This window comes from Exiguobacterium antarcticum DSM 14480 (genome assembly GCF_000685865.1).
GTDB classification, from domain to species: Bacteria; Bacillota; Bacilli; order Exiguobacteriales; family Exiguobacteriaceae; genus Exiguobacterium_A; species Exiguobacterium_A antarcticum.
Genome location: NZ_JMKS01000003.1, coordinates 122949 through 148596, shown reverse-complemented (window position 1 = coordinate 148596; position 25648 = coordinate 122949). Strand labels below are relative to the sequence as shown.

22 protein-coding genes are annotated in these 25648 nt (G+C 46.2%); 20 read left to right on the top strand and 2 right to left on the bottom strand.

Annotated elements, in window-relative coordinates:
* The first annotated feature begins 2 nt into the window (after positions 1–2).
* The 14 genes from rnpM (at position 3) to P404_RS19085 (ending at position 16604) form a co-directional block, all read left to right on the top strand.
* Positions 3–272, top strand: a complete 270-nt coding sequence (gene rnpM / locus P404_RS0101830) for an RNase P modulator RnpM (RefSeq protein WP_014970650.1) — start codon at positions 3–5, stop codon at positions 270–272.
* On the top strand, positions 265–567 hold the full coding sequence (locus P404_RS0101825; RefSeq protein ID WP_014970649.1) for a YlxQ family RNA-binding protein: 303 nt from the start codon (positions 265–267) through the stop codon (positions 565–567). Before rnpM ends, P404_RS0101825 begins: the two co-directional genes overlap by 8 nt.
* Before the next feature lie 15 nt (positions 568–582).
* Positions 583–2751, top strand: coding sequence for a translation initiation factor IF-2 (gene infB / locus P404_RS0101820; protein ID WP_014970648.1), 2169 nt, complete (start codon positions 583–585; stop codon positions 2749–2751).
* Between the two features lie 36 nt (positions 2752–2787).
* Positions 2788–3129 (top strand): 30S ribosome-binding factor RbfA, encoded by a 342-nt coding sequence (rbfA, locus tag P404_RS0101815; RefSeq protein WP_014970647.1) that lies wholly within the window; start codon positions 2788–2790, stop codon positions 3127–3129.
* Between the two features lie 51 nt (positions 3130–3180).
* On the top strand, positions 3181–4089 hold the full coding sequence (truB, locus tag P404_RS0101810) for a tRNA pseudouridine(55) synthase TruB (RefSeq protein WP_014970646.1): 909 nt from the start codon (positions 3181–3183) through the stop codon (positions 4087–4089).
* A 17-nt stretch (positions 4090–4106) separates the two neighbouring features.
* Positions 4107–5036, top strand: coding sequence for a bifunctional riboflavin kinase/FAD synthetase (locus P404_RS0101805; protein ID WP_026829853.1), 930 nt, complete (start codon positions 4107–4109; stop codon positions 5034–5036).
* Between the two features lie 123 nt (positions 5037–5159).
* Positions 5160–5429 (top strand): 30S ribosomal protein S15, encoded by a 270-nt coding sequence (gene rpsO / locus P404_RS0101800; protein ID WP_012370703.1) that lies wholly within the window; start codon positions 5160–5162, stop codon positions 5427–5429.
* A gap of 134 nt (positions 5430–5563) precedes the next feature.
* Positions 5564–7783 (top strand): polyribonucleotide nucleotidyltransferase, encoded by a 2220-nt coding sequence (gene pnp / locus P404_RS0101795; protein WP_026829852.1) that lies wholly within the window; start codon positions 5564–5566, stop codon positions 7781–7783.
* A gap of 76 nt (positions 7784–7859) precedes the next feature.
* Positions 7860–9083, top strand: coding sequence for a M16 family metallopeptidase (locus P404_RS0101790; protein WP_014970643.1), 1224 nt, complete (start codon positions 7860–7862; stop codon positions 9081–9083).
* 82 nt (positions 9084–9165) lie between these two features.
* Complete coding sequence (locus P404_RS0101785) at positions 9166–10629, top strand: UDP-N-acetylmuramoyl-L-alanyl-D-glutamate--2,6-diaminopimelate ligase (RefSeq protein ID WP_014970642.1); 1464 nt, start codon at positions 9166–9168, stop codon at positions 10627–10629.
* Entirely contained in the window at positions 10626–11885 is a 1260-nt protein-coding gene (locus P404_RS0101780) for a lipid II:glycine glycyltransferase FemX (RefSeq protein WP_014970641.1), read from the top strand. The genes P404_RS0101785 and P404_RS0101780 overlap by 4 nt, the downstream gene beginning before the upstream one ends.
* A complete protein-coding gene (locus tag P404_RS0101775) occupies positions 11885–12547 on the top strand; it encodes a M15 family metallopeptidase (RefSeq protein ID WP_014970640.1) in 663 nt (220 codons plus the stop codon). Before P404_RS0101780 ends, P404_RS0101775 begins: the two co-directional genes overlap by 1 nt.
* A 152-nt stretch (positions 12548–12699) precedes the next feature.
* Positions 12700–14364: a ribonuclease J gene (locus tag P404_RS0101770; RefSeq protein WP_014970639.1), complete on the top strand. Its 1665-nt coding sequence runs from the start codon at positions 12700–12702 to the stop codon at positions 14362–14364.
* 71 nt (positions 14365–14435) lie between these two features.
* Positions 14436–16604, top strand: a complete 2169-nt coding sequence (locus P404_RS19085) for a DNA translocase FtsK (RefSeq protein WP_026829851.1) — start codon at positions 14436–14438, stop codon at positions 16602–16604.
* Here the strand turns inward: P404_RS19085 and P404_RS17275 are convergent.
* A complete protein-coding gene (locus tag P404_RS17275) occupies positions 16601–18079 on the bottom strand; it encodes an IS1182 family transposase (protein ID WP_236624241.1) in 1479 nt (492 codons plus the stop codon). The genes P404_RS19085 and P404_RS17275 overlap by 4 nt on opposite strands.
* A 412-nt stretch (positions 18080–18491) precedes the next feature.
* Between P404_RS17275 and P404_RS0101755 the strand changes: the two genes are divergently transcribed.
* The 6 genes from P404_RS0101755 to P404_RS0101730 all read left to right on the top strand — a co-directional run bounded on the left by P404_RS0101755 (position 18492) and on the right by P404_RS0101730 (position 25276).
* On the top strand, positions 18492–19508 hold the full coding sequence (locus P404_RS0101755; protein WP_026829850.1) for a BMP family lipoprotein: 1017 nt from the start codon (positions 18492–18494) through the stop codon (positions 19506–19508).
* Between the two features lie 222 nt (positions 19509–19730).
* Positions 19731–20450: a GntR family transcriptional regulator gene (locus P404_RS0101750; RefSeq protein ID WP_014970636.1), complete on the top strand. Its 720-nt coding sequence runs from the start codon at positions 19731–19733 to the stop codon at positions 20448–20450.
* 128 nt (positions 20451–20578) lie between these two features.
* Positions 20579–21652 (top strand): BMP family lipoprotein, encoded by a 1074-nt coding sequence (locus P404_RS0101745; RefSeq protein ID WP_014970635.1) that lies wholly within the window; start codon positions 20579–20581, stop codon positions 21650–21652.
* Between the two features lie 65 nt (positions 21653–21717).
* The gene (locus P404_RS0101740) at positions 21718–23247 is read left to right on the top strand and encodes an ABC transporter ATP-binding protein (RefSeq protein ID WP_014970634.1); all 1530 of its coding nucleotides are present in this window, start codon (positions 21718–21720) and stop codon (positions 23245–23247) included.
* A complete protein-coding gene (locus P404_RS0101735; protein ID WP_014970633.1) occupies positions 23244–24317 on the top strand; it encodes an ABC transporter permease in 1074 nt (357 codons plus the stop codon). Before P404_RS0101740 ends, P404_RS0101735 begins: the two co-directional genes overlap by 4 nt.
* Positions 24317–25276 carry an ABC transporter permease gene (locus tag P404_RS0101730; protein ID WP_014970632.1) on the top strand — a complete coding sequence of 320 codons (960 nt, stop codon included), beginning with the start codon at positions 24317–24319 and terminating at the stop codon, positions 25274–25276. The genes P404_RS0101735 and P404_RS0101730 overlap by 1 nt, the downstream gene beginning before the upstream one ends.
* 111 nt (positions 25277–25387) lie before the next feature.
* Here the strand turns inward: P404_RS0101730 and P404_RS0101725 are convergent, their stop codons facing one another.
* Positions 25388–25636, bottom strand: coding sequence for a ferredoxin (locus P404_RS0101725; protein ID WP_012370689.1), 249 nt, complete (start codon positions 25634–25636; stop codon positions 25388–25390).
* Positions 25637–25648 lie beyond the last annotated feature (12 nt).

Genomic DNA, 25648 nt, shown 5'->3' with positions numbered 1-25648 from the left:
TCGTGCAAAAAAAGGTACCATTACGTAAATGTGTCATCACACAAGAAATGCGTCCTAAAAAAGAACTAATTCGGGTCGTTCGAACACCTGATAGTGAGGTTGTCGTCGATCTTAATGGTAAAATGAATGGGCGAGGAGCCTATTTGACAAAGGACGTCACTGTCATTGCGACAGCAAAAAAGAAACGCACACTCGATCATCATCTGAAAGTCAAAACGACGGATGCGTTATATGATCAATTGCTTGCGATCGCGGGAGGTACACATGAGTAAATGGGAATCGCTCCTTGGTCTCGCGAACCGAGCGCGGAAAGTGACGACTGGAGAAGAACTCGTACTGAAAGAAGTACGGGGAGGACAAGCCAAACTTGTCCTCTTAGCAGCAGATGCGGGGGCTGCCACGCGTAAGAAAGTAACAGATAAGTGTACAAGTTATCGTGTCCCGTATATCGAAGTTGCGGACCGAAATATCCTTGGGCATGCACTTGGAAAAGATGCGCGTGTCGTCGTGTCAGTCAACGAAGCCGGATTTGCGAAAAAGCTAACTGAACTCCTCTCGAACGATTAACTGGAGGTGGATCTTTTGGGTAAACGTGTATACGAATTCGCGAAAGAACAGAACGTAACGAGTAAGCAGGTCATCGCCCAGCTCGAAAAGCTGGAAAAACCAGTCAAGAACCATATGGCGGTCTTAGATGAACAGACAGTACAGCAACTCGACAAAGTATTTAATCCCGAGAAACATCGGGTCCAAAAAACGGAGGCTCCAAAACAAGTGAAATCAGACAATAAACCGAACAGACCAGGAACAACTAACAAACCAGCAGGGAACCAATCACGCAATACGAAAGGCGGACGTCCAGAATTCGGTAACCGCAACAACCGTGGTGGCAAACGCCGTCCGCAGAAAAAGGCAGAACCACGTAAATTAGAAGTAGCAGACCCGAATTCAAAATCAAGTCAACGAAAAGCGGCACGTCGTGCGCAAGAAGAAGCAATGGCAAACGTCGTTCAATACGCTGACAACTTAACAGTGGGTGAACTTGCTGAAAAAATGGACAAAAAACCAAACGAACTCATCATGAAATTGATGGGAATGGGTGTCATGGCGACAATCAACCAGGATCTCGATGATGAGACGGTCGAATTGTTAGCATCTGACTTCGGTTTTGAAGTCGAGAAGACAGTCCAAGTCGATGAGACGGAATTTGATGCATATGAGTTGAACTTAGAAGATTATACGTTGTCAGAGCGTCCACCGGTCGTTACGATCATGGGACACGTCGACCACGGTAAAACAACATTGCTTGACTCGATTCGGAACACAAAAGTTACTGCAGGTGAAGCCGGCGGAATCACGCAACATATCGGTGCTTACCAAGTTGAAATCGATGGAAAGAAAATCACATTCCTCGATACACCAGGTCACGCCGCCTTTACGACAATGCGTGCGCGTGGTGCAGATGTCACGGATATCGCGATCATCGTCGTCGCAGCAGATGACGGTGTCATGCCGCAAACAGAAGAAGCCATCAGTCATGCGAAGGCAGCTGGTGTTCCGATCATCGTTGCTGTCAACAAGATGGACAAAGAAGGCGCAAATCCGGACCGTGTCAAACAAGAGTTGACAGAGTTTGGTCTTGTCGCAGAGGATTGGGGCGGCGATACGATTTTCGTACCGGTTTCAGCTTTAAAAGGTGACGGAATCGACGAATTGTTAGAAATGATTCTTCTTGTTTCAGAAGTCCAAGAATATCAGTCAACACCAGAGATGCATGGTCGTGGTACAGTCATCGAGGCTAAACTCGATAAAGGTCGTGGACCTGTTGCGACGTTACTCGTGCAACACGGAACACTTCGTGTCGGAGACCCGATTGTTGTCGGTCATACGTTCGGTCGGATCCGGGCAATGGTGAGCGATATCGGTCGTCGTGTCAAAGAAGTGGGACCATCGACGCCAATCGAAATCACAGGGTTAAACGATGTGCCAAAAGCGGGTGATCAATTCATCGCCTTTGAAGATGAGAAAAAAGCGCGTCAAATCGGTGAAGCACGTTATCAACGTGAAATCGAGGCGCAACGTCGTGACTCGGCAAAAGTCAGTCTCGAAGATCTTTTTGATCGCATCAAAGAGGGTGAAGTCAAGGACCTCAACATCATCATCAAGGGGGATGTTCAAGGTTCAGTCGAGGCTCTTGCTGGTTCACTCAAGAAAATCGATGTCGAAGGCGTTAAAATCAACATCGTTCACTCCGGTGTCGGTGCGATTACCGAAGGAGACGTCATCCTTGCTTCAGCAGCAAACGCCATCATCATCGGTTTCAACGTTCGTCCGGATGGTAATGCAAAATCAATGGCCGATCAAGAGAAAGTCGAGATTCGTCTTCACCGGATCATCTACAATGCCATTGAAGAAATTGAACAAGCGATGAAAGGATTACTTGATCCAGAATTCATCGAGAAAATCATCGGTCAAGCAGAAGTGCGCGACGTCATCAAAGTTTCGAAAGTCGGAACGATTGCTGGTGGTTATGTCACGGAAGGTAAGTTGACACGTGCAGCAGGCGTTCGTGTAGTTCGTGACAGCATCGTTATTTTCGAAGGGAAGCTCGATACGTTACGTCGTTTCAAAGACGATGTGAAAGAAGTCGCAACAGGTTACGAATGTGGAATCAAGATTGAACGTTACGATGATATCAAGGTTGATGACGTCATCGAAGCATTCGTCATGGAAGAAGTAAAACGGAAGTAACAGAACGGATCAGAATCCGAACTGGAGGGATTACAAATGAGTGTACGCTCGAATCGTGTAGCAGAACAAGTACGGAAAGAAATTACGCAAATGTTGATTAAAGATGTCAACGATCCACGTGTCAAGCCGATCACCGTCACAGGTGTCGAGGTGACAGGGGACTTGCAACAAGCAACGATCTTTTATTCAGTGCTCGGAGATGAAACGGTGCGGGAAGAAGCACGGGTCGGACTTGAAAAATCAAAAGGGTTCATGCGCAAAGAAATCGGATCACGGATCCGTTTACGTAAGACACCTGAACTGTTATTTGAGATTGACACATCAGTCGAGTACGGATCACGGATTGACGAGTTGCTCCGGAACTTGAACAAGGATTAACAAGACAAGGGCAGCCACAGGTGTGGTTGCCCTTTTTGAGGAGGAATTTTAATGGAACCCATCGGAGTATTACCGTTAGATAAACCGGCAGGCATGACAAGCCACGACTGTGTCTTTCGACTGCGTCGCCTTTTTCAAACTAAAAAAGTGGGACATACGGGTACACTTGATCCAGAAGTGACGGGAGTCTTACCCATTTGTTTAGGCCGAGCGACGAAGCTTGCGCGTTTCATTACGGATGAAGGAAAAACATATGCGGCAGAAGTGACGATTGGTTACGCGACGACGACAGAAGATGCACACGGGGAGACAGTGCACGAGACACCTGTCATATCGGATTCGATTTCTGATCAAATGATTGATGAAGTGTTGGAACAATTGACGGGGCAGATTCAGCAGACACCCCCTTATTATTCTGCCGTCAAAGTGAACGGAAAAAAACTATACGAATATGCGCGAAAAGGAATTGAAGTGGAACGACCGACACGGATCGTCCAAATCGATGCGTTGGAGCGGACTTCTGAAGTGACATTTGAGGACGGTCTCTGTCGTTTTCGGATTGAGATTGCGTGTGGAAAAGGTACCTACATTCGAACGTTGGCAGTAGAGATCGGTGAACGCTTAGGATACGCTGCACATATGAGTGATCTGCGCCGAACAAGCTCGGGTGCGATGTCTGAAGTGGATGCAGTCACGCTAGCGACGTTAGAAGCGTGTGAGACGATCGAAGAGCGGATGCAGTATGTCCTACCGATTGAACAGGTGATCCAAAAATGGCCACGTCTGACTGTCGACGCTGAAACGGCAGCCCGTGTATTAAACGGTGCCAAGCTGCCAAGCATTCCGGTCGAATTTGAACGATTTACTGTCTATAATGAAGAAGGCGTCCCTTTAGCGATCTATCGGCTTGATCCTGAAATCAGTATGGGACGTGTTGAAGTCATGTTACAAATCGATTAAGATCGGAGAGATCAGGAATGGACATCATTCACTTAACATATCCAGAACGACCGGTAGAAGATCCAGCCGTCATCGCACTTGGATTTTTTGATGGCGTACATCTTGGACACCAACGTGTCTTACAAGTAGCACTGGAAAAAGGACGTCAATTGAACGTACCAGTAGCTGTCATGACGTTTGATCCTCATCCGAAACAGGTGCTTGGACAGGGAACAGAACAGGTTCGCTATATTACACCGCTTGACCGGAAACTGGAGAAGATGGCGCAACTTGGAATTGATCGGGTCTATGTCATCGAATTTACCATTACGTTTTCTGAATTATCCCCACAAGATTTTGTCGATCATTATTTGATTGCGGCAGGAGCCTGCCATATCGTAGCAGGTTTTGATTATTCGTACGGTCGATTTGGTGTAGGGAAAATGGAGACGCTCGATTTTCATAGTCGGGGACGATTTGATCATACGACGGTCTCCGAACATCAAGCGGACAAGGAAAAGGTGAGTTCGACCCGGATTCGGCATTTGTTAGCGAGCGGGGCTGTCTCGGAGGCGGCTACGTTATTAGGTGAGCCATACCAAACGAAAGGGATCGTCATCCATGGTGATGCCCGTGGTAGGCAGATTGGTTTTCCGACAGCGAACATCCGACCTGAATTTTCGTATGTCATTCCGAAATTAGGGGTATATGCGACGTTTGTCCATTTAGAAGATGGGCGGAAATATCCGGCGATGACGAATATCGGACGGCGTCCGACATTTTATGAAACAGGGGACGTCAGCATCGAAACCCACCTCTTACAGTTCGATGAAGATTTATACGGACAAGAACTGAAGCTGGAGTGGATGGCGTACTTACGAGACGAACGTGCATTTGACGGCATCGATAGTTTGAAGACACAGCTGGCACAGGATAAAATCAATGCATTACAGGCATTAACCGTTTGACAGACCGGCAGTGGTTCGTTATGATGAGTCAGTACGAATACGTACAGCCGGTTGGCTTGGCATCAGGTCTCACCATCCGATGCTCGGCAATACGGTCATTCAAAAGATGGAGGTGGAGTGACAATGGCACTCACTAAAGAACGTAAAAATGAAATTATCGAAGCTTATGCTACGAAACAAGGCGATACTGGTTCGCCGGAAGTACAAGTTGCTGTTTTAACTGAACAGATCACAACTTTAAACGATCACTTACGTACACACAAAAAGGATCACCACTCACGTCGTGGTCTCTTGAAAATGGTTGGTCGTCGCCGTAACTTGCTCACATACCTTCGTAACAAGGATGTTTCACGTTACCGTTCATTGATCGAGCGTCTTGGTCTTCGTCGCTAATCTGAACAGATCAACAAGAAGTAGGAGCATCGTCTCCTGCTTCTTTTTTTTGCCGATTCATGGACATTTGACGCAAGAACATCCATAATTAGATTTGAATGAAAAAACGGATAGAAGTGAGAGGGGATTTGTGCATGTCACAAACAAAACAGACGTTTTCGACCGAACTCGGTGGACGTCCTTTAACAATTGAAATCGGTCAACTGGCCAAACAAGCGAACGGAGCAGCTTTGATCCGTTATGGTGAGACAGCAGTTCTTGCGACGGTCGTTGCGTCAAAACAACCAAAAGACTTGGATTTCTTCCCATTAACAGTGAACTATGAAGAAAAATTATATGCAGCAGGTAAGATTCCTGGTGGTTTCTTAAAACGTGAAGGACGTCCAGGTGAAAACGCGATTTTGACGTCACGTTTGATCGACCGTCCGATTCGTCCATTGTTCCCAGACGGTTTCCGTCATGACATTCAAGTTGCGACGACGGTCTTATCGTCAGACGAAGATAACTCACCGGAAGTAGCCGCGATGATCGGGGCATCGATTGCCCTGTCGATTTCAGACATTCCATTTGATGGTCCGATTGCAGGTGTCACGATTGGTCGTGTCGATGGTGCATTCATCATCAATCCGTCATTAAGTCAAGCGGCTGCAAGTGATATCGACCTTCAAGTAGCAGGAACAAAACACGCGGTCAACATGGTTGAAGCGGGTGCAAAAGAAGTATCGGAAGAAGCGATGCTCGAAGCGATCCTCCTCGGACATGATGTCATCAAGACATTGATTGCGTTCCAAGAAGAAATCGTCGCAGCAGTCGGCAAAGAAAAATTCGCCTATACGGTGTCTTCATTTGACGAGACGCTTGTCTCTCGCCTGAAAACAGAAGCACTTGCAGAAGTGACGGCAGCGGTTCAAGTCGAAGAAAAACAAGCACGTGATCTCGCGATCAACGAAGTCATTTCGAAATACATCGATCAGTATGCAGCAGATGATTCCATCACGGAAGCACAATTAGCAGAAGTTTCAGGTGTCTTGAATAAATTCGTCAAAACAGAAGTCCGTCGATTGATCACAGAAGATAAAGTCCGTCCAGATGGACGAGGACTTGCTGAGATTCGTCCACTCGATTCAGAAATCGGATTGTTGCCACGTGCACACGGTTCAGGTCTGTTCACACGTGGTCAAACACAAGTCTTGTCTGTCGCAACACTAGGTGTCGCAGGCGATGCTCAAATCATCGATGGTCTCGGGGTGAAAGCTGAAAAACGATTCATGCATCATTACAACTTCCCACCGTTCTCAGTCGGAGAAGCACGTCCGATGCGTGCACCGGGCCGCCGGGAAATCGGACACGGAGCTCTTGGTGAGCGCGCTTTGTTACCTGTTTTACCGTCAGAAACAGATTTCCCGTATACGATCCGCCTGGTATCAGAAGTACTTGAATCAAACGGATCGTCTTCACAGGCATCGATCTGTGGATCGATTCTTGCGATGATGGATGCCGGTGTCCCTCTTAAAGCACCAGTTGCAGGTATCGCGATGGGCTTGATCAAAGAAGGCGAAAACTACTCCATCTTAACCGATATCCAAGGAATGGAAGACCATCTCGGCGATATGGACTTTAAAGTGGCTGGTACAAAAGATGGTGTTACCGCTCTTCAAATGGATATGAAGATTGGTGGTATCACGCGTCAAATCCTTGAAGAGGCACTAGAACAAGCACGTCTCGGTCGTTTACACATCTTGGAACACATGAATTCAGTGATTGCTGAACCACGTGTCGAGTTGTCTAAATATGCACCAAAAATCGTCACACTCAAAATCAATCCGGATAAAATCCGTGATGTGATTGGACCCGGCGGTAAAGTCATCAATAGCATCATCGATGAGACAGGGGTTAAGATCGATATCGATCAAGACGGAACCGTCTTCATCGCATCAACGGATCAAGACGGCATCAATCGTGCGCGTCAGTTGATTGAAGACATCGTTCGTGAAGTCGTCATCGGTGAAGAATTTGACGGAACGGTTCGCCGCGTCGAAAAATTCGGAGCGTTCGTCGAATTGTTTAAAGGAAAAGATGCCCTTGTGCATATCTCGGAACTAGCGCTTGAGCGTGTCGGCCAAACCGAAGATGTCGTCAAACTAGGCGACAAATTGAAAGTCCGCGTCACGGAAGTTGATGACAAAGGTCGTGTCAATGCTTCGCATAAAGTACTTCTTGTTGAAGGTATGAATGCTGAAGATCGTGCCGCATATGATGAAAAGAAAAAAACAGAGCGTGACAACCGCCCGCCGCGTCGGGATACTGGATCTCGCCCACCACGTGACGGACAACGTCCACCACGTCGTAACTAATGAAAACAAGGTGGCTCAACGGTGCGGAACGTGCATCGAGAGCCACCTTGTTTCATATTTGAAGGAGGAATAGACCATGGTCGAACAACTTACATTAGCAAATGGCGTTCGTATCGTCAGTGAACGGATCCCGAATACACGGAGTGTCGCAACCGGTATCTTCATTAAAGCCGGCTCACGAACGGAAACAAAAGAAGAACACGGCATCAGCCATTTAATCGAACATATGATGTTTAAAGGGACAAACCAGCTATCGGCAAAAGAAATCGCCGTTTATTTTGATCGCTTGGGTGGTAATATAAATGCATTCACGAGTAAGGATCAGACGTGTTATTACGTCAAGACGTTAGATGAACATGCGGTTGCGGCATTTGATGTCTTAGCAGACATGTTTTTAGAGTCGACATTCGACGAAGAAGAACTCGAAAAAGAAAAGCGGGTCGTGATTGAAGAAATAAAAATGTATGAAGATACCCCTGATGATTTGGTGCATGAATTGTTAGCGATTGCTGCTTATGGGGAGGACGTCATGGCACGACCGATTCTTGGAACAGAAGAAAGTGTCAAAAGCCTCAGCCGTCAAATGATTTTGGATTATGTCAAGGAGGCCTATGCGCCTGACCAAATCGTCATCTCAATCGCCGGTCATGTAACGGACGAACTGATCGCACAGGTCAAAACACGTTTTAGTCGCATCGAACCAAGTGAGACGACACGACAAATCCAAGAGCCGGCATTACAAAGTGAGTCCTTACGTAAGGAAAAAGATACGGAACAGGTCCATGTCTGTTATAATTTCCGTGCGATTCATTCCGCCGACGATCGGTTACCGACTTTAGCATTGTTGAATAATGCGTTTGGGGCAACGATGTCGAGCCGCCTGTTCCAATCGATTCGGGAAGATCGGGGATTAGCGTATTCTGTCTTTTCGTACTATACGACGTTTGATGACCATGGGACCTTTACGATTTATGTCGGAACATCAAAAGAGACGCTTGAAGAAGTGGAAACCGTCCTCGCGTCTGAAATCCATCACTTGCTCGCACATGGTTTGACGGTAAAAGAACTTGAGGATGGGATTGAACAATTAAAAGGTTCGTTGATTTTAGGAAATGAGAGTACATCGAGTCATATGAACCGTAATGCTCGGAACGAACTCCATTTAGGAACACATCCGACTTTAGAAGAAGTGTTAGAAGAAGTAGAACGGATTACACCGGAAAACGTGCAGGAAATGATTGCCCATATCTTTAGTGAACCACCGGCAAAAGCTTACATCCTACCGGAAATTGATGAGTGAGACCTTGAAACCAAGCGGGGCTTCCCCTACACTGAAATAGCATGTAACTGAAAAACAAGTTGTTGAGAAAGAAGGAATACCCTTGAACTTAGCTGAATTAATCGAAGTCATTCAGACTCAAAAAACCGAGCGGATGGTAGAGGCGGACGTGACCGCGTTAACAACCGATTCACGAGATGTGAAGCCAGGTACGTTGTTTGTCGCAATCAAAGGATATACAGTGGATGGACACGATTATGCACAACAAGCCGAAGCGCAGGGGGCCGTCGCAATCGTCTCAGAACGCCTGCTCGATGTGACAATTCCTGTTATTCTTGTCCGAAGTACGACACGAGCGATGGCAGAACTTGCCGGTAAATTTTATGATTATCCTTCAGAAAAAATGCGGATGATTGGCATCACCGGAACAAACGGAAAAACGACGACGACGACCATCGTTCGTGATGTTCTGGCGCAATTAGGACGGAAAACGGGCATCATCGGAACGGTCGAAGTGAAAATCGGGGATCGGGTCGTCCCGAGCCGCAATACGACACCACAAAGTTCAGAATTGCAGGCTTTTTTCCATCAGATGCAGCAAGAGGGTGTTGAAGACGTCATCATGGAAGTGTCCTCCCATGGGTTGGAACTGGGACGTGTGACGGGAACAGACTTCGATGTGGCCGGTTTCACGAATCTGACACACGATCATCTGGATTTCCATAAGACGTTTGAAAATTATGCGCGAGCAAAAGGATTACTGTTTGCCCAACTCGGTCAACGGTTATCGGATAAAAAAGTAGCCGTCTTGAATGCAGATGATGAAACCAGTCATTTGTTTGAAATGATGACGGGGGCTCGTGTCATGACGTATGGGATTGAGCAGCCCGCAGACTTGCAAGCGAAAAACATTACACAAACGCTACAGGAAACGACGTTCACGATGGTCTATCAGGAACAAGCCGTCGAATTGACAGTGCAATTCATCGGTCGATTCAACGTCTATAACTTATTACTCGCAACAGGAATTCTCCTTTCGATCGGCTACAGTCTCCCTGAGATTTCGAATGCGATCACTCAGATCCAGCCGGCTAAAGGACGGATGCAACGGTTACCGATTGACGGTTACAACATCTATGTCGATTATGCGCATACCCCTGATGGAATCGAACAATGCCTCAAGGCGTTAGTGGACGTTCCGAAAGAAAACATCATCTTTTTGATTGGTACGGGTGGCAATCGAGATGTGACGAAACGACCGATGATGGGACAACTGGCTTCGACTTACGCAGGAACGGTCGTCATTACGACGGATGATCCTCGTTTTGAATCGTATGAGTCGATTACATCCGGTATCGCATCCGGTATGCTCCACGATCAATTCGTTGAAATCGGAGACCGGGAAGAAGCCGTTCGCTACGCAGCGAGTCTCGCTCGACCGGACAACATCGTCATCCTGGCAGGAAAAGGGCATGAAAAATATCAAATCATTGGGGAGGAAAAAACACCCCTCGACGAAGAACAACTCGTCAAAGAGATGATACGCCAATTGGAGGAAAAGAAGTGACTTACCAACAACTAGACATCGAACAGAAGCAGTTTGAAGACTTTGTAAAAACACACCCTAAAGGAGATTTGTTGCAATTACCCGCCTGGGGATCCGTTAAAGCGGCAACCGGTTGGACACATGAGCGGATCGCTGTCGGAACGGCAGACGGACAACTTGTGGGCGTCGCACTGTTATTATTTAAAAAAGTTCCGAAGTTGCCGTTTACGTTATGTTACGCACCACGCGGCTTTGTCGTCGATTATAGCGATCAGGAAGCGCTCACGGCATTACGGGATGTTGCGATCCGGGTCGCCAAGCAACGGAAGGCGATTGCGATCAAACTGGATCCAAACGTCGATCGGACAGAGGATCCGACATTAGTACAAGAGATGCATTCACTTGGTTTTAAACACAATGGATTTGGAGGCGGGTTTGATTATGCGCAACCCCGCTTTACGATGGAAACGAGTCTCGAAGGAACAGAAAAAGAGATTTTTGATCGATTCCATTCGAAGTTCCGTTATAACGTTCGTTTAGCGGAGCGAAAAGGAATCATCTGTTATGAAGCTTCGCGCGATGAATTAAAAACCTTTGCGAAACTGATGGTCGAAACGGGGGAACGTGATGGTTTCTCCATCCGTGGTCTCGATTATTTTGAAAACTTATATGACCATCTGCATCCGACGGGCGATGCGGCACTATTTTTGACGAAACTGGACGTCGTCCGGGCCCTCGAAAATACGGAAGCGGCATTACTTCAAGCCGATAAAGAATTAACAAAGATTCATCGACAACTGGAAAAAGAGACGGTTGAGAAAAAAATCACGAGTCTAAACAACCGGTTAGAACAGACGACGGCTCAGATTGAAAAAGCAGAGAAGTCCAAGACGGAATTATTGACGATTGCTGCAAAACATCCTGATGGCGTGATTTTGTCTGGTGGATTATTGACACTTGCGGGTCGCCGGTCATATTACCTCTATGGGGCTTCGTCAAACGAATATCGGGAATTCATGCCGAATCATCTGATGCAGTGGACGATGATGCGTCATGCGAAGGCACATGGGGCTCTATCGTACGACTTTGGTGGTGTGAGTGGCTCGACAGATCCAGATGATCATTATGCAGGGTTGTACGCCTTTAAATCAGGGTGGGGGAGCGAAATGATTGAAAAGGTCGGTGAGTTTGATTACGTCTTAAACAAACCGTTATACGTGTTACTTGAAACAGGATTGCCGATCCTTCAAAAAATTCGGAAGAAGTTACGCCGTTAATGAAGCGGGGAACACTATTCGTCTGGATCTTGTTCCTGCTCGCTACGTTTGCGATTGGGTTATTTCTTGCTGCTTCGACCAATCGAATGCCAAGTATTCTGATCGATCAGCCGGAACTCGGGATTGAAAGTTGTCCACGAGATCGGGCAGGGGAAGATCGCCTCATTAACGCGAGTGCTAAAAACTTAAAGGGGCTGCATCCAGCCGTTCGGGCAGGAGCAGAGGACTTGATTCGGGTAAGTCATTCTTGTTACAACATCGACATCCGGATTACCCAAGGATATCGGACAAACAAACAGCAGGATGTGTTGTATGAACAAGGAAGATCCCGTGCGGGGGACGTTGTCACAAACGCGCGTGGTGGAGAATCGATGCACAATTATGGTCTTGCGATTGATTTTGTCCAGATGGTTGATGGAGACATCTCTTATGACCTGGAGTATGACGGGAACCAGTCCGGAAAAAGTGACTGGCGTGAAGTAGCAGCGGTCGGGAAAGCGCTTGGTTTTGAGTGGGGTGGCGATTGGAAACGATTCGTCGATTATCCGCATTTTGAGATGACATTCGGATACTCTCTTGACGAACTTCAAGACGATGAACGACCGAGTAGACAAGAAAAAGCCAATCGGACGGAAGAAATCGAGACACTTTTAAACCCATAAACAGACATCGTGTGGACCTGTTGATTGGTCACACGATGTTTTTTTTCGTTTTAATGGTGACTGTTGTTGGCAGAATGGCAAAGTTCGGCTAGAATAGTGATAGTGATAAGTGGACGGCTCACGAAAAGTGAATACAAATAGGAGGTCATATTGTGTCAAAGAAAAAGACGGAAAAAGTAAGCGTCTTTGCTCTTGGTGGAGCCGGTGAAATCGGTAAGAACATGTACGTCGTCGAACTCGACGAGGACATCTTCGTAATCGATGCCGGATTAATGTTCCCAGGAGACGAGATGCTTGGAATCGACAAAGTCATTCCAGACATCAGTTATTTAAAAGAAAACAAAGAACGCATTCAAGGGATTTTCATTACCCACGGTCATGAAGACCATATCGGTGCGCTCAGTTACGTCTTACGTGACTTAAAAGTACCGGTCTACGGGACACGTTTGACACTTGGGTTGATTGAAATCAAATTAAAAGAAGCCGGTTTATTGAAGAAGGCAGATCTTCGTCCAATTGATGCCAAGACGAAATTAACCGTAGCGGGTCATTTCATTACCTTCTTCCGTGTGAACCATTCGATTCCGGATGCAGTCGGGGTATGTATCCAGACATCACAAGGCGCAATCGTGCATACAGGTGACTTTAAGTTTGATTACACACCTGTCGATGGGAAACAAGCCGACTTCGGGAAAATCGCAGCCATCGGTCAACGTGGGGTGTTATGTCTCTTATCCGACTCAACGAATGCCGAGCGTCCGGGGATGTCCGGATCAGAATCGACAGTCGGTTCTGAGTTAAATGATGTCATTTACGAAGCACCAGGTCGTGTCATCGTTGCATCGTTTGCGTCAAACGTCCATCGCTTGCAACAAGTGTTTGCTGCGGCTGAAGTCAACAATCGTAAAGTCGCTGTTGTTGGCCGAAGTATGGTCAACATCGTAGAAGTTGCCCAACGGTTAAACTACTTACGGTTTAAGCAAAAAACATTAGTCGAATTGTCGGAAATCAATCGCCTGGATGACAACCAAGTCGTGATTCTGACGACCGGTTCGCAAGGTGAACCGATGGCAGCCCTCACACGAATGGCACGTAATGCGCACAAACAAGTCAACATTCGTCTAAATGATACGGTTGTCGTCGCGGCGTCGCCGATTCCCGGAAATGAGAAGTCGGTCTCGAAAACCATCGATTTGTTATTCCGTGCGGGAGCCAACGTCATTTACAACCAACGGAAGGTTCACGTCTCAGGTCATGGTCACGCAGAAGATTTGAAATTGATGCTGAACTTGATCAAACCGAAGTTCTTCATCCCGATTCACGGTGAATTTCGGATGCAAAAAGCACATAGCCGCTTAGCACAAACGGTTGGTGTCAATGCGAATAACATTTTCATCATCGAAAATGGGGATGTCGTTGAGTTTGAGAAGCGCAAAGCACGGATGTCGCGTAAAGTGAATGCCGGAAACGTCTTGATTGATGGAATCGGTGTCGGCGATGTTGGAAATATCGTCTTACGTGATCGTCGTCTCTTATCACAAGATGGGGTCGTACTTTGTGTCATCACGATCAGCCGTAAGAATAAAACGATTGTCTCAGGACCAGAAATCATCTCACGCGGATTTGTTTATATGCGTGAGTCAGAAGATATGATCAATGAAGCAAACCGGATTGTTGCGAAACAATTGCAAGGGAAATTGACAGGGGAGCTGGATTGGACAGAAATGAAGTCCTTGATTCGTGATAAGTTGAGTTCTTATCTATACGAGCAGACGAAACGTCGTCCAATGATCTTACCGATCATCATGGAAATTTAACAAAAAGAGCGACTCAGGAAGGCCGATCACTGGTCAGCTGAGTCGTTTTTTTATCAGGAGGGAATCGACAGATGGCAACAACCAAAAAGGGACCTGCCCGGAATACGCCGGCTCGAAAACGACCACCGGCGAAGAAGCGACCATCGACAAAAAAACAACGTCAACCGATTCAATATCGTACATATGCAGCGATCATTGCGGTCCTTTCATTGCTTGCGTACGTATTGGCGCTTGGGAGATTTGGCCGTGTCGGTGAAGTACTTGCTCAATTCGCAACGGATCAAGTGGGACAGTTCGGTTCGCTCCTATATGGATTGATTGGTGGAACATTATTATTAGTACTGTCTAATCAACCACGTTTCGCCAAGTGGGCATGGTCATTTTTGATGCTTGGGAGTTTGATTTTTATTGATCTTATGCTTGGACAACCGCGTGGGACGATCAATGCCTGGCTTTACCAAGGGTCGTCTTACTATATCTCAAGTTTCGGGGCCTTTATGATTGGGTTATTATTAATCATGAGTGGCATACATTTGCTGCACCCTTCCTTTTTTAGTGAGCTTGCATCTGGCATCAAAGAGCGGGTTCAAGAATTCCGTCAACGAGAACGGACGACCCCTACTCAACGAGAGCGTCGTACGCGAATAAAGCAGGAAGAAACAACACCCGAGCCAAAAATGACACGACCGCTTGATCAAAAGAAGCGGTTGAAAGAAATCGAACCCCCTGCGGAAGAAGTACCGGTCAATATCCAGGATGTTCCGATCATCGGGTTTGCAGATCATGTCGAACCGCAGGCAAAGGAAACACAAGGACCGTTGACGATGACGGAAACACCAGATGGGTATCAATTGCCCTCATTGGATTTATTAGCAGAGCCGGTCACAAAAGATTTGTCAGGTGAGAATAAACGCTTAAAAGACAATGCGACGAAACTGATTGCGACATTAAAATCGTTTGGAATCGGAGCAAAAGTCCTGAAAATCCATTTAGGTCCAAGTGTCACCAAATACGAGATTGAACCGGATCAAGGCATCAAACTCAGTCGGATTACGGGACTTGCAGACGACTTGGCACTTGCGCTTGCGGCAAAGGATATCCGAATCGAAGCTCCGATCCCTGGGAAGGCGGCTGTCGGAATCGAAGTACCGAACCGGGAAGTCGCCATGGTCTCACTCCGTGAAGTGTTAGGGGCCGAAAGTGTCCAGGCAGACCCTGACCGTCTGCTTGTCGCGTTAGGTCGAAGTATCTCAGGGGAAACGGTCACAGCCAAACTCAACAAGATGCCTCACGTCTTAGTAGCTGGATCAACCGGCTCCGGGAAATCCGTTTGTATCAATGGCATGATTGTCTCGATTTTAATGCGGGCCCGCCCCGATGAAGTACGCTTGATGATGATTGATCCGAAGATGGTGGAATTAAATGTCTACAACGGCATTCCCCACTTGTTGGCGCCTGTTGTGACCGATCCGAAAAAGGCAGCCCAAGCGTTGAAACAAGTCGTTTCGGAAATGGAACGTCGCTATGAAATCTTCAGTCAAAACGGGGCGCGGAATATCGAAGGATACAACGCCTTGATTGACAAGATGAATGCGGAAGAAAAAGTCCATCAACGCCTTCCTTACATCGTCGTCATCGTGGATGAGCTGGCGGACTTGATGATGGTCGCTTCGAACGAGGTGGAAGATGCCATCATGCGCCTCGCCCAAATGGCACGAGCGGCAGGGATTCATATGGTCATCGCGACACAACGCCCAAGTGTTGACATCATCACAGGTGTCATCAAAGCCAACATCCCTTCCCGGATTGCGTTTAGCGTGTCGAGCGGAACCGACTCGCGAACGATCCTTGATACGAGTGGAGCCGATAAACTACTTGGACGGGGAGATATGTTGTTACTTGGAAATGGGATGAATAAACCCGTCCGTGTCCAAGGCGCTTTCTTGTCGGACGAAGAGGTGGAGACAATCGTCAATCATGTCATTTCGCAACAAAAAGCCCAGTACGTCGAAGCGATGATTCCAAAAGACGTGCCGGAAGGAGAGAACGAAGTCGATGATCCGTTATATGATGAAGTGGTTCAGTTCGTCTTGACGCAAGAGACGGCCTCGACATCGATGATTCAACGGAAATATCGAATCGGCTACAACCGTGCGGCACGATTGATTGATGCGCTGGAAGGAAATGGTTTGATTGGTCCGTCAGAAGGTTCAAAACCACGACGGGTCATTGGACATTAAGTTGAGCAATGACAAAGCGATTCTCGCTTTGTCATTTCAGATCGTAGACAAACCCTCATTTCAACGTTGAAATGAGGGTTTGTCTTATGTAGTCGTAAAAAGTGATGTTGAAAACAAGGATTCCCACCGGAATCCCATGACCAGTTCGCCAATTTTTTGAGGTTCAGGGCACTAAAAGTAAGCATCGCTTGTAGCGTTGTTTTTTTCAGACCACGATATCGGGCCCAACGCATGCCATGCTTTTCTTTTGCATCTGCGAAGACACGTTCGATGGTCTCCTGTCGTTTTCGATACAATGCCCGGTTCACAGAAGTATGCCGCAAATGCTCCACCTCATCCATTGCTTCCTGCCAGATATGGCGTAGGATCATTTTTTTATTCTCTTGGCTCTTCGTGCACTGTGAAAGAAAAGAGCACGACGCACAGATCGTTGGGTCAGAGACGTATTCCCGATGCCCCTCTCGATTGGTCGTCCGATAACGAAGAACTTGATTGTCGGGACACAAATAACAGTCATAGTATTCGTCGTAATAGAAGTCTTTCGTTTTGAACATTCCCTTCACCCCTCTGGGGCGTGTATAAGGAAAAACCGGTAAGATGTTTCGTTGAAGGAGATGATGTGCGAGCTGGACTGTCTTGTAAGCAGAATCGGCTACGACGGCGAAGGGCTGATTGAAATGATGAGTGACGGATTCAAGAAGAGGTTCAAGCATTTTACTATCATGTACATTTCCAGGTGTGAGGATCAATCCAAGTACGAATCCGTTTCGATCACAAGCTGTATGACAAGAATAAGCGAATAGTCGTTCACGTTCCCCCTTCACGTAGTAACCACTCTCGGGATCTGTTGTACTTTCCTTGATTTCGCGTGTTTCAAGACGGCTCTCCTTGGGGGCGAAGGGCTTTTTTCCATGCAGTACCCGATCCTCGTTGACTTCCAGGTCGAGTTCTTCTTTATACTGTTGGATAGCGCGACGGACAATCTTTTTCTTCTTGAACTTCCGTTTATTTGCGTTCGCCTTGATGTGTGTGGAATCCATGAATAGGACCGAAGGGTCCACGAACCCAGCTTCGACACTTTGTGAGAGGATACGATAAAAGATGGTTTCGAACACATCCGTGTCCTGAAACCGCCGGACGTAATTTTTTCCGAAAGTAGAGAAATGAGGCACTTTCTCATCCAGTCCGATTCCGAGAAACCACCGATATGCGACGTTCGTCTCAATCTCCTTGATGGTCCGACGCATCGATGGAATACCAAACAAGTATTGGAGAAGCGCCATCTTAATCAATAAAACAGGATCGATACTGGGTCTTCCGTTATTTTCACAATACAGTTTCTCTACTAAAGGATAGATGAATTCAAAGTCCATGACCTGATCTACTTTTCGAACGAGATGGTCCTGCGGGACCAATTGTTCCAATGTGATGGTGATGTTCTCAGAACGATGATGTTGGCCTCTTTTTCCCATCATAAGAATTCCTCCTCTTTCGAATATCTATGCTAGTTGTATACCCGGAAGCGTGAAAGAAAAAGCGTTTGTTCGCTCGAAATCGCTTCCTAGGGAAAAACAAGCAGGAGCGACCCAGCAGCGAAGTGATGCGGCGCGATGCTTGTCCCAGGAAAACGATTCGAAGCGAACAAAAAAAGCGGTTCTTCCCGATTAAGAGAAAAACCACTACTTTGTCATTTTTGTGGCGTTTGAAGAAAAAATCAAAATGTAAACCGTTTTCACAAAAATAGTTGTCAGACGTCTGTTGATTTTATGAAAAATCTTTGTCATACTCAGTCATATGAGTTGGCGTACCCCATGAAGGTACGTGAGCGACTTTTTCACAAATAGATAATGAAAGCGCTCACATAAAAAGGAAGAGGAGATGGCTATGATGAAAAAGCAGTATGCCTTTGTATCCGCGATGACAGTCGCAACAGTCAGTTTAGTAGCATGTGGAGGTTCTGAAGAGAATACTTCAACGAAAAAAGAACAGTTTTCCGTCGCAATGGTTGCGGATAAAGGGGGAATCGATGATAAGTCGTTTAACCAATCGGCATGGGAAGGTCTTCAAGCGTACGGAAAAGAAAATAAGCTGACACAAAATGACGGATACTCGTATCTCCAGTCTAAATCACAGCAGGATTATCAACCAAATCTGTCACGTCTCGCACGTGGGGGAGAAAATCTCGTGTTCGGAATCGGTAATACGTTTAATGAAGACATCAAGACGGTTGCCGATCAATTCAAAGATACTCAATTTGCGATTATTGACAATGTTGTTTCCGGGAAAAATGTCACTTCCATCACATTTAAAGAAAATGAAGGTGCCTATTTGGCAGGGATCGTTGCAGCGATGGAAACAAAAACGGACCATATCGGTTTTGTTGGTGGGATGAAGATGGATGTCATCGAACGTTTCCGGGCGGGGTTTGAAGCCGGTGCAAAATCAGTGAATCCAAAAATTAAAGTCGATGTTCAGTATGCAGAAGACTTTGCAGCACCTGAAAAAGGACAAGCGATCGCCGCTGGAATGTTTGGAAAAGGTGCTGACATCATTTTCCCGGCAGCAGGGGGTACCGGGAACGGTGTCTTCACCGAAGCGAAAAACCGAAAGAAAAATGGAGAAGATGTATCAGTGATTGGTGTCGATCGTGATCAAAAAGAAGAAGGGATGCCTGAAGACGTGACGTTAACTTCTGTCATCAAACGCGTGGATCGTGCCGTTCAAGATACAGCAAACGCGGCGAAAGATGGAAAACTTAAAGGTGGAGAAACGATTCGTTACGGTTTAAAAGAGCAAGGGGTTGACTTGGTCGAGTCAGATAAATTGTCGAAACAAACAGTAGAAAAGCTCGAACAAGCAAAAAAAGCGGTCATTGAAGGGAAAACAGTCGTTCCTGAACAATAAGCGATGGAACAGAGTGGGGCATTCTTAGGTAGAATGCCCTATTTTCTTCCAAACGAAAGTGCGTTATGAAAAGGGTTACAAAAGCGCCAGAAGTCAGACTTCTAACCTGTTACAAAATGATTGCAGGATTGAGTCCGGCATCATATACTTATCTTGGCTGGAGTTCTCATACGTCAGAAGTCTGAGCACTGGTTACAACTAGATAGAGGATGGAGATGCGTCATGTCGATTAAATTAGATCATCGTTTGCTTTATTTACGTGTGATTGAAAAAATCAAGTCCGACATCGATGACGGCGTTTACAAGGAAGGCGAGAAACTACCTTCAGAGTTTGAACTTTCAAAGCAACTTGGCGTTAGTCGAGCGACTCTTCGAGAGGCTTTACGAATTCTTGAAGATGAGAACATCGTCATCCGTAAACACGGTGTCGGTACGTTTATCAATGCAAGACCACCATTTACTTCCGGAATCGAAGAACTCTACAGTGTCACGGAGATGATTGCACGCGCTGGTATGATTCCGACGTCCGAAGTATTGTCATCAGAAATGGTGCCACCAACCGAACGGGACCGGGAACGTTTTCAACTGGGTCCGGATGAACTGGTATATCGAATCGAACGAATCCGACTTGCAGGAGATGTTCCTGTCGTCTATTGCGTCGATAAGATTCCAAGCCATTATATTAAAAATGAAGAACAGTTCACGTCCTCGACGTCACTGTTTGACGCATTAGAAAAAGAACTAGGACGTCGTGTCACTCATGCGGTTACGCATATCGAGCCGCGGATTGATCCGAAAATCGCTGAACAATTACATACGGACCAACCGCTACTCGTATTGCGGCAAACGCATTATGATGAACTCGATCGATCCGTTCTTTATTCAGCGAACTATTTCCGTGCGGATAAGTTTGATTTCCATGTCATCCGTAAACGTGTCTAACCACTCGTTTTAGGAGTTTTACTGAAAGCGCTTTCCACCTACCTACGTAACGCTCCTCATCACCAGCCTCAGGTGCTTGACGTAGTCAGGAACTTTGTATGACCATATTCGAAAGGGGATTATTTCAGATGAAAAAGAAGTCACTTCTCGCACTAGCAGCAACAGGTTTAGCAATGAGTTCGGTACTCGCAGCATGTGGTGGTAACGACGATTCAAAAGATTCAAGCGGCGGTAACGAAAAAGAGGGCTTCAAAGTAGGTATGGTTACAGATACAGGCGGTGTTGATGATAAATCGTTTAACCAATCAGCGTGGGAAGGGATTCAAAAATTCGGTAAAGACAATGACTTAAAAGAAGGTACAGGCTACAAGTACCTCCAGTCAGCGAAACAATCGGATTATCAACCAAACCTTCAACAATTGGCACGTGCAAAATATGATTTGATCCTCGGTATCGGATTCTTGATGGCTGAAGATATCGGTAAAGTAGCGGATCAGTTCAAAGATAACAACTTTGCGCTTGTCGATATGGTTGTCGACAAACCAAATGTCGCTTCAATCGTCTTCAAAGAAAACGAAGGATCATTCCTCGTTGGTGTCGTCGCCGGTCTGACGACGAAATCAGATAAAGTCGGATTCGTTGGTGGCGTGAACTCTGACTTGATCAAAAAGTTCGAAAACGGATTTAAAGCCGGTGTCAAGGCGGTTAACCCGGACGCAGACATCGAAATTCAATATGCAGAAGATTTCAATGCTGCTGAAAAAGGACAAGCAATCGCTTCAGGCATGTACGGCAAAAAAGTTGACGTCATCTATCACGCTGCTGGTGGAACAGGTCAAGGTGTCTTCACAGAAGCGAAAAACCGTAAGAAAAACGGTGAAGATGTTTGGGTAATCGGTGTTGACCGTGACCAAGTCGAAGAAGGTATGCCAGAAAACGTCACGTTGACGTCGATGGTCAAACGTGTTGATACAGCAGTTGAGCAAGTGTCAAAAGATACGAAGGACGGCAACTTCCCAGCAGGTGAAGTCGTAGAGTTTGGCTTGAAAGATGGCGGTGTCGATATCGCTCCTTCACAAGACAACATTGCGAAAGACGTCTTGACAAAAGTTGAAGACTACAAAAAACAAATCATCGATGGCAAGATCACAGTTCCAGGAACTGACGATGAATTTAAAGAATACGAAGCATCACTGAAATAAACTGGAAGCGGGGGTCGCTAGTACTGCGACCTCCCCTTTTAAACTAAACATGGGAGTGGATTTTCTTGGAATACGTCATTGAGATGCTAAACATACGAAAAGAGTTTGGCACTTTCGTCGCAAATGATAACATCACGCTCCAGCTTCGGAAAGGTGAGATTCACGCTTTACTTGGTGAAAACGGTGCCGGAAAATCGACGCTGATGAACGTCTTATTTGGTTTGTATCAGCCTGAGGCTGGAGAGATTCGTGTACGTGGTGAAAAAGTGAATATTACGAGTCCGAACGTCGCGAATGATCTTGGAATCGGCATGGTGCACCAACACTTCATGCTCGTTCAAAATTTCACGGTGACGGAAAACATCATCTTGGGTGCGGAACCCAAAGTCGGTATTAAGATCGACCGAGCAAAGGCTCGGGAAAAAGTACGTCAAATCTCGGAACAATACGGCCTTGCCGTCGATCCGGATGCAAAAATTGAAGATATTTCCGTTGGTATGCAACAGCGTGTCGAAATTTTGAAAACCCTTTACCGTGGCGCTGATATTCTAATCTTCGATGAGCCGTCAGCTGTTTTGACACCACAAGAAATCAAAGAATTGATTCAAATCATGAATCGACTGATTGCGGAAGGGAAATCGATCATCTTGATTACCCACAAGCTGAAAGAAATCATGGAAGTAGCTGATCGTTGTACGACGATTCGTCGCGGAAAATATATCGGCACAGTGGATATCGATGAAACGATGACCCAATCAAGATTAGCTGAGATGATGGTAGGGCGTGAAGTAAACTTTAATGCGGAGTATTCCAAGGCAAATCCACAAGAACTTGTGCTCGATATTAAGAATTTGGTCGTAAAAGACAGCCGAGGCATCAAGTCAGTCGATGGATTGAACCTAGATATTCGTGCTGGTGAAATCGTCGGAATCGCTGGAATTGATGGAAATGGACAAACAGAGCTGATTGAAGCTATTACAGGACTTCGTAAAGCAGATAGCGGTGAAATTTTCCTCAATAACAAGTCAATCAAAAACTTGAAACCACGAAAAGTAACAGAATCCGGTGTGGGACACATTCCACAGGATCGACATAAACATGGTCTTGTGTTGGATTATTCAATCGGGCATAACATGGTGTTACAAACGTACTACAAACAACCGTATTCGAAAGCAGGTATCATGAACTACGGTCAGGTCATGGAAAAAGCAAAAACCTTAATCGAGAAGTTCGACGTCCGAACTCCAAGTCCGGAAACATTTGCTCGTGCCTTATCGGGTGGAAATCAGCAAAAAGCGATCATTGCCCGAGAGGTTGACCGTTCACCTGACTTACTGATTGCAGCACAGCCAACGCGTGGACTAGATGTCGGAGCGATTGAATTCATTCATGAACAATTGGTTCTTGAACGGGAAAAAGGCCGGGCTGTTCTGTTGATTTCGTTTGAACTAGAAGAAATTCTTCAAGTTTCAGATCGAATTGCGGTTCTTTATGAAGGTCGAACGGTTGCCTTCCTCGATCCAAAAGAGACAAACGAGATCGAACTAGGATTCTTGATGGCTGGCGGTAAGAAAGAGGAGGTCGGTCGTTCATGAAACTCGAACGTTTTTACGGAATCTTGATTCCGATTCTTTCCATCATTTTAGGGATGGTCGTAGGTGCGATCGTCATGCTGGCTGGTGGGTACAATCCGATTGACGGATTTGATCAATTATTTTACGGTATTTTTGGTGAACCATATAGCATCGGTGAAACCTTGCGTGCTGCTGCTCCGTTGATCTTTGCCGGACTTGCCGTTGCGTTTGCCTTCCGGACAGGTTTATTTAACATCGGGGTTGAAGGACAAGTTTTGGTCGGTTGGATGGTTGCGGTTTGGATCGGGATCGAGTTTGATCTCCCGACCGCGATTCATCTGCCGCTCGCTCTAATCGGAGCAGGACTCGCCGGGGCACTTTGGGCCTCGATTCCGGGTATTTTAAAAGCACGTTTTCATGTTCACGAAGTCATTACGTCGATCATGATGAACTATATCGCCCTTTATGTAACCAATGATATCTTACGTCATGTCATCGGAATTGAAAACGAGCGGACAGAGTCAGTGAAAGAGACGGCTTCTTTGGCGTCACCTTTCTTACAAGAACTGACGGACTTCTCACGTCTTCATAATGGGATTTTCATTGCCGTACTAGCAGCGCTCGTCTTCTGGTTCATCCTTTGGAAAACGACACTCGGCTACGAATTACGTGCTGTTGGATTTAACAAGAGTGCAGCAGAGTATGCCGGTATGGGTGTCAACAAGAACATCGTCCTCTCATTCGTCATCTCAGGTGTGTTCGCAGGTCTTGCTGGTGCGATGGAAGGATTAGGGACGTTCCAGAACATGACGTTGAATGCCTCGTTCACGGGCGTAGGATTTGACGGGATTGCGGTTGCCTTACTGGGTGCGAACAATCCAATCGGTGTCGTTCTTGCCGCCTTACTGTTTGCTGGTCTGAATATCGGTGGTCTTTCAATGCAACAGATTGGCATACCACCTGAGTTAATTAAAATCATCATTGCGTTTATCATCATCTTTGTCGCTTCTGGTTATGCCATCCGTCTCTTAATTGAGAAGTTTACGGTCAAAAAAACAGAAGACAAAAAAGTGAAAGGAGCCGATAAATAATGGGCTTTCTAGAAGTACTTTATATTGTCGTACCAATTGCGCTTGCCTATTCGGCTCCATTAATTATTGCAGCACTTGGTGGAATCTTCAGTGAACGTTCAGGTGTCGTCAACATTGCCCTTGAAGGATTGATGGTCATGGGTGCGTTCTCAGGAATCGTTTCCGCTTTGACGTTGTCAAAAATGGGATTAGGTGCAGCAAGTCCTTGGCTTGCGATGTTAATTGCGATCGTCATCGGAGCAGTCTTCTCCTTGTTCCTTGCGATTCCAGCGATTCTTTTCCGTGCCGATCAGACGGTTCTTGGAGTAGCGATCAACATGTTAGCGGTCGGTCTGGCGATTTTCCTTGTCCGTGCCTTTTATGGTAAAGGACAAACGGATTCGATTCCAAACCGGATTTCGAAAGAAAACGTGCCATTCTTATCGGATATTCCAGTCCTTAAAATGTTTTTTGCAAACGTTTATTACACATCGTATATTGCGATCGCGTTAGCGTTCGTCGCTTGGTATGTCATCTTTAAGACACCGTTTGGCCTTCGTCTTCGTTCAGTCGGGGAGCACCCGATGGCGGCGGATACGATGGGAATCAATGTCACGAAAATGCGTTTCATCGGTGTCATGATTTCCGGTGGATTCGGTGGACTCGCCGGTGCAGTTTATGCGACGTCCATTTCATTGAACTTTAGTGTGACGACGATTCTTGGACAAGGATTCTTAGCGATTGCCGCGATGATCTTTGGGAAATGGAATCCACTCGGAGCGATGGGAGCTGCCCTATTCTTCGGTTTCGCGCAGGCGATTTCGATTATCGGACAACAGTTACCACTACTCGATCAAATTCCACAAGTCTATTTGTTGATTGCACCATACTTGCTGACGATTCTCGCACTTGCTGGTGTTGTTGGACGAGCCGATGCACCAAAAGCTGTCGGTGTACCCTACATCAAAGGGAAACGTTAAAGTTAGTTTTACAAGATCATCAAGCCACAGTTTTTTTGTGGCTTGATGATCTTTTTCATTTAAACGAAAAAACGATACAACCTGTACAGGTCGTATCGTCAGAGTAGACGTTTATTCGTATTTGAGGGCATCGCCTTCAAATGATTCATCTGCTACTTTAATCGAATCCGTTGGGCATCCTTCAAAAGCATCAATCATATCATCAAACAATGCTTCTGGAATTTCAGCAGTTCCCTTGTTATCATCTAAAATAACGTATGCCAATCCCTCATCGTCATAATCGTAAATATCAGGGGCAGCTGCGCCGCAAGCACCACATGCGATACATGTGTCTTTATCAACAATTGTAAATTTAGCCATTAGTCATTCTCC

Coding starts and splice junctions, on each gene's coding strand:
- pnp (WP_026829852.1), top strand. CDS start 5,564: ATGTCACAAACAAAACAGACGTTTTCGACCGAACTCGGTGGACGTCCT.
- P404_RS0101725 (WP_012370689.1), bottom strand. CDS start 25,636: ATGGCTAAATTTACAATTGTTGATAAAGACACATGTATCGCATGTGGT.
- P404_RS0101730 (WP_014970632.1), top strand. CDS start 24,317: ATGGGCTTTCTAGAAGTACTTTATATTGTCGTACCAATTGCGCTTGCC.
- P404_RS0101755 (WP_026829850.1), top strand. CDS start 18,492: ATGAAAAAGCAGTATGCCTTTGTATCCGCGATGACAGTCGCAACAGTC.
- P404_RS17275 (WP_236624241.1), bottom strand. CDS start 18,079: ATGATGGGAAAAAGAGGCCAACATCATCGTTCTGAGAACATCACCATC.
- P404_RS0101790 (WP_014970643.1), top strand. CDS start 7,860: ATGGTCGAACAACTTACATTAGCAAATGGCGTTCGTATCGTCAGTGAA.
- P404_RS0101750 (WP_014970636.1), top strand. CDS start 19,731: ATGTCGATTAAATTAGATCATCGTTTGCTTTATTTACGTGTGATTGAA.
- truB (WP_014970646.1), top strand. CDS start 3,181: ATGGAACCCATCGGAGTATTACCGTTAGATAAACCGGCAGGCATGACA.
- P404_RS0101805 (WP_026829853.1), top strand. CDS start 4,107: ATGGACATCATTCACTTAACATATCCAGAACGACCGGTAGAAGATCCA.
- rbfA (WP_014970647.1), top strand. CDS start 2,788: ATGAGTGTACGCTCGAATCGTGTAGCAGAACAAGTACGGAAAGAAATT.
- P404_RS19085 (WP_026829851.1), top strand. CDS start 14,436: ATGGCAACAACCAAAAAGGGACCTGCCCGGAATACGCCGGCTCGAAAA.
- P404_RS0101775 (WP_014970640.1), top strand. CDS start 11,885: ATGAAGCGGGGAACACTATTCGTCTGGATCTTGTTCCTGCTCGCTACG.
- P404_RS0101745 (WP_014970635.1), top strand. CDS start 20,579: ATGAAAAAGAAGTCACTTCTCGCACTAGCAGCAACAGGTTTAGCAATG.
- P404_RS0101735 (WP_014970633.1), top strand. CDS start 23,244: ATGAAACTCGAACGTTTTTACGGAATCTTGATTCCGATTCTTTCCATC.
- P404_RS0101825 (WP_014970649.1), top strand. CDS start 265: ATGAGTAAATGGGAATCGCTCCTTGGTCTCGCGAACCGAGCGCGGAAA.
- rpsO (WP_012370703.1), top strand. CDS start 5,160: ATGGCACTCACTAAAGAACGTAAAAATGAAATTATCGAAGCTTATGCT.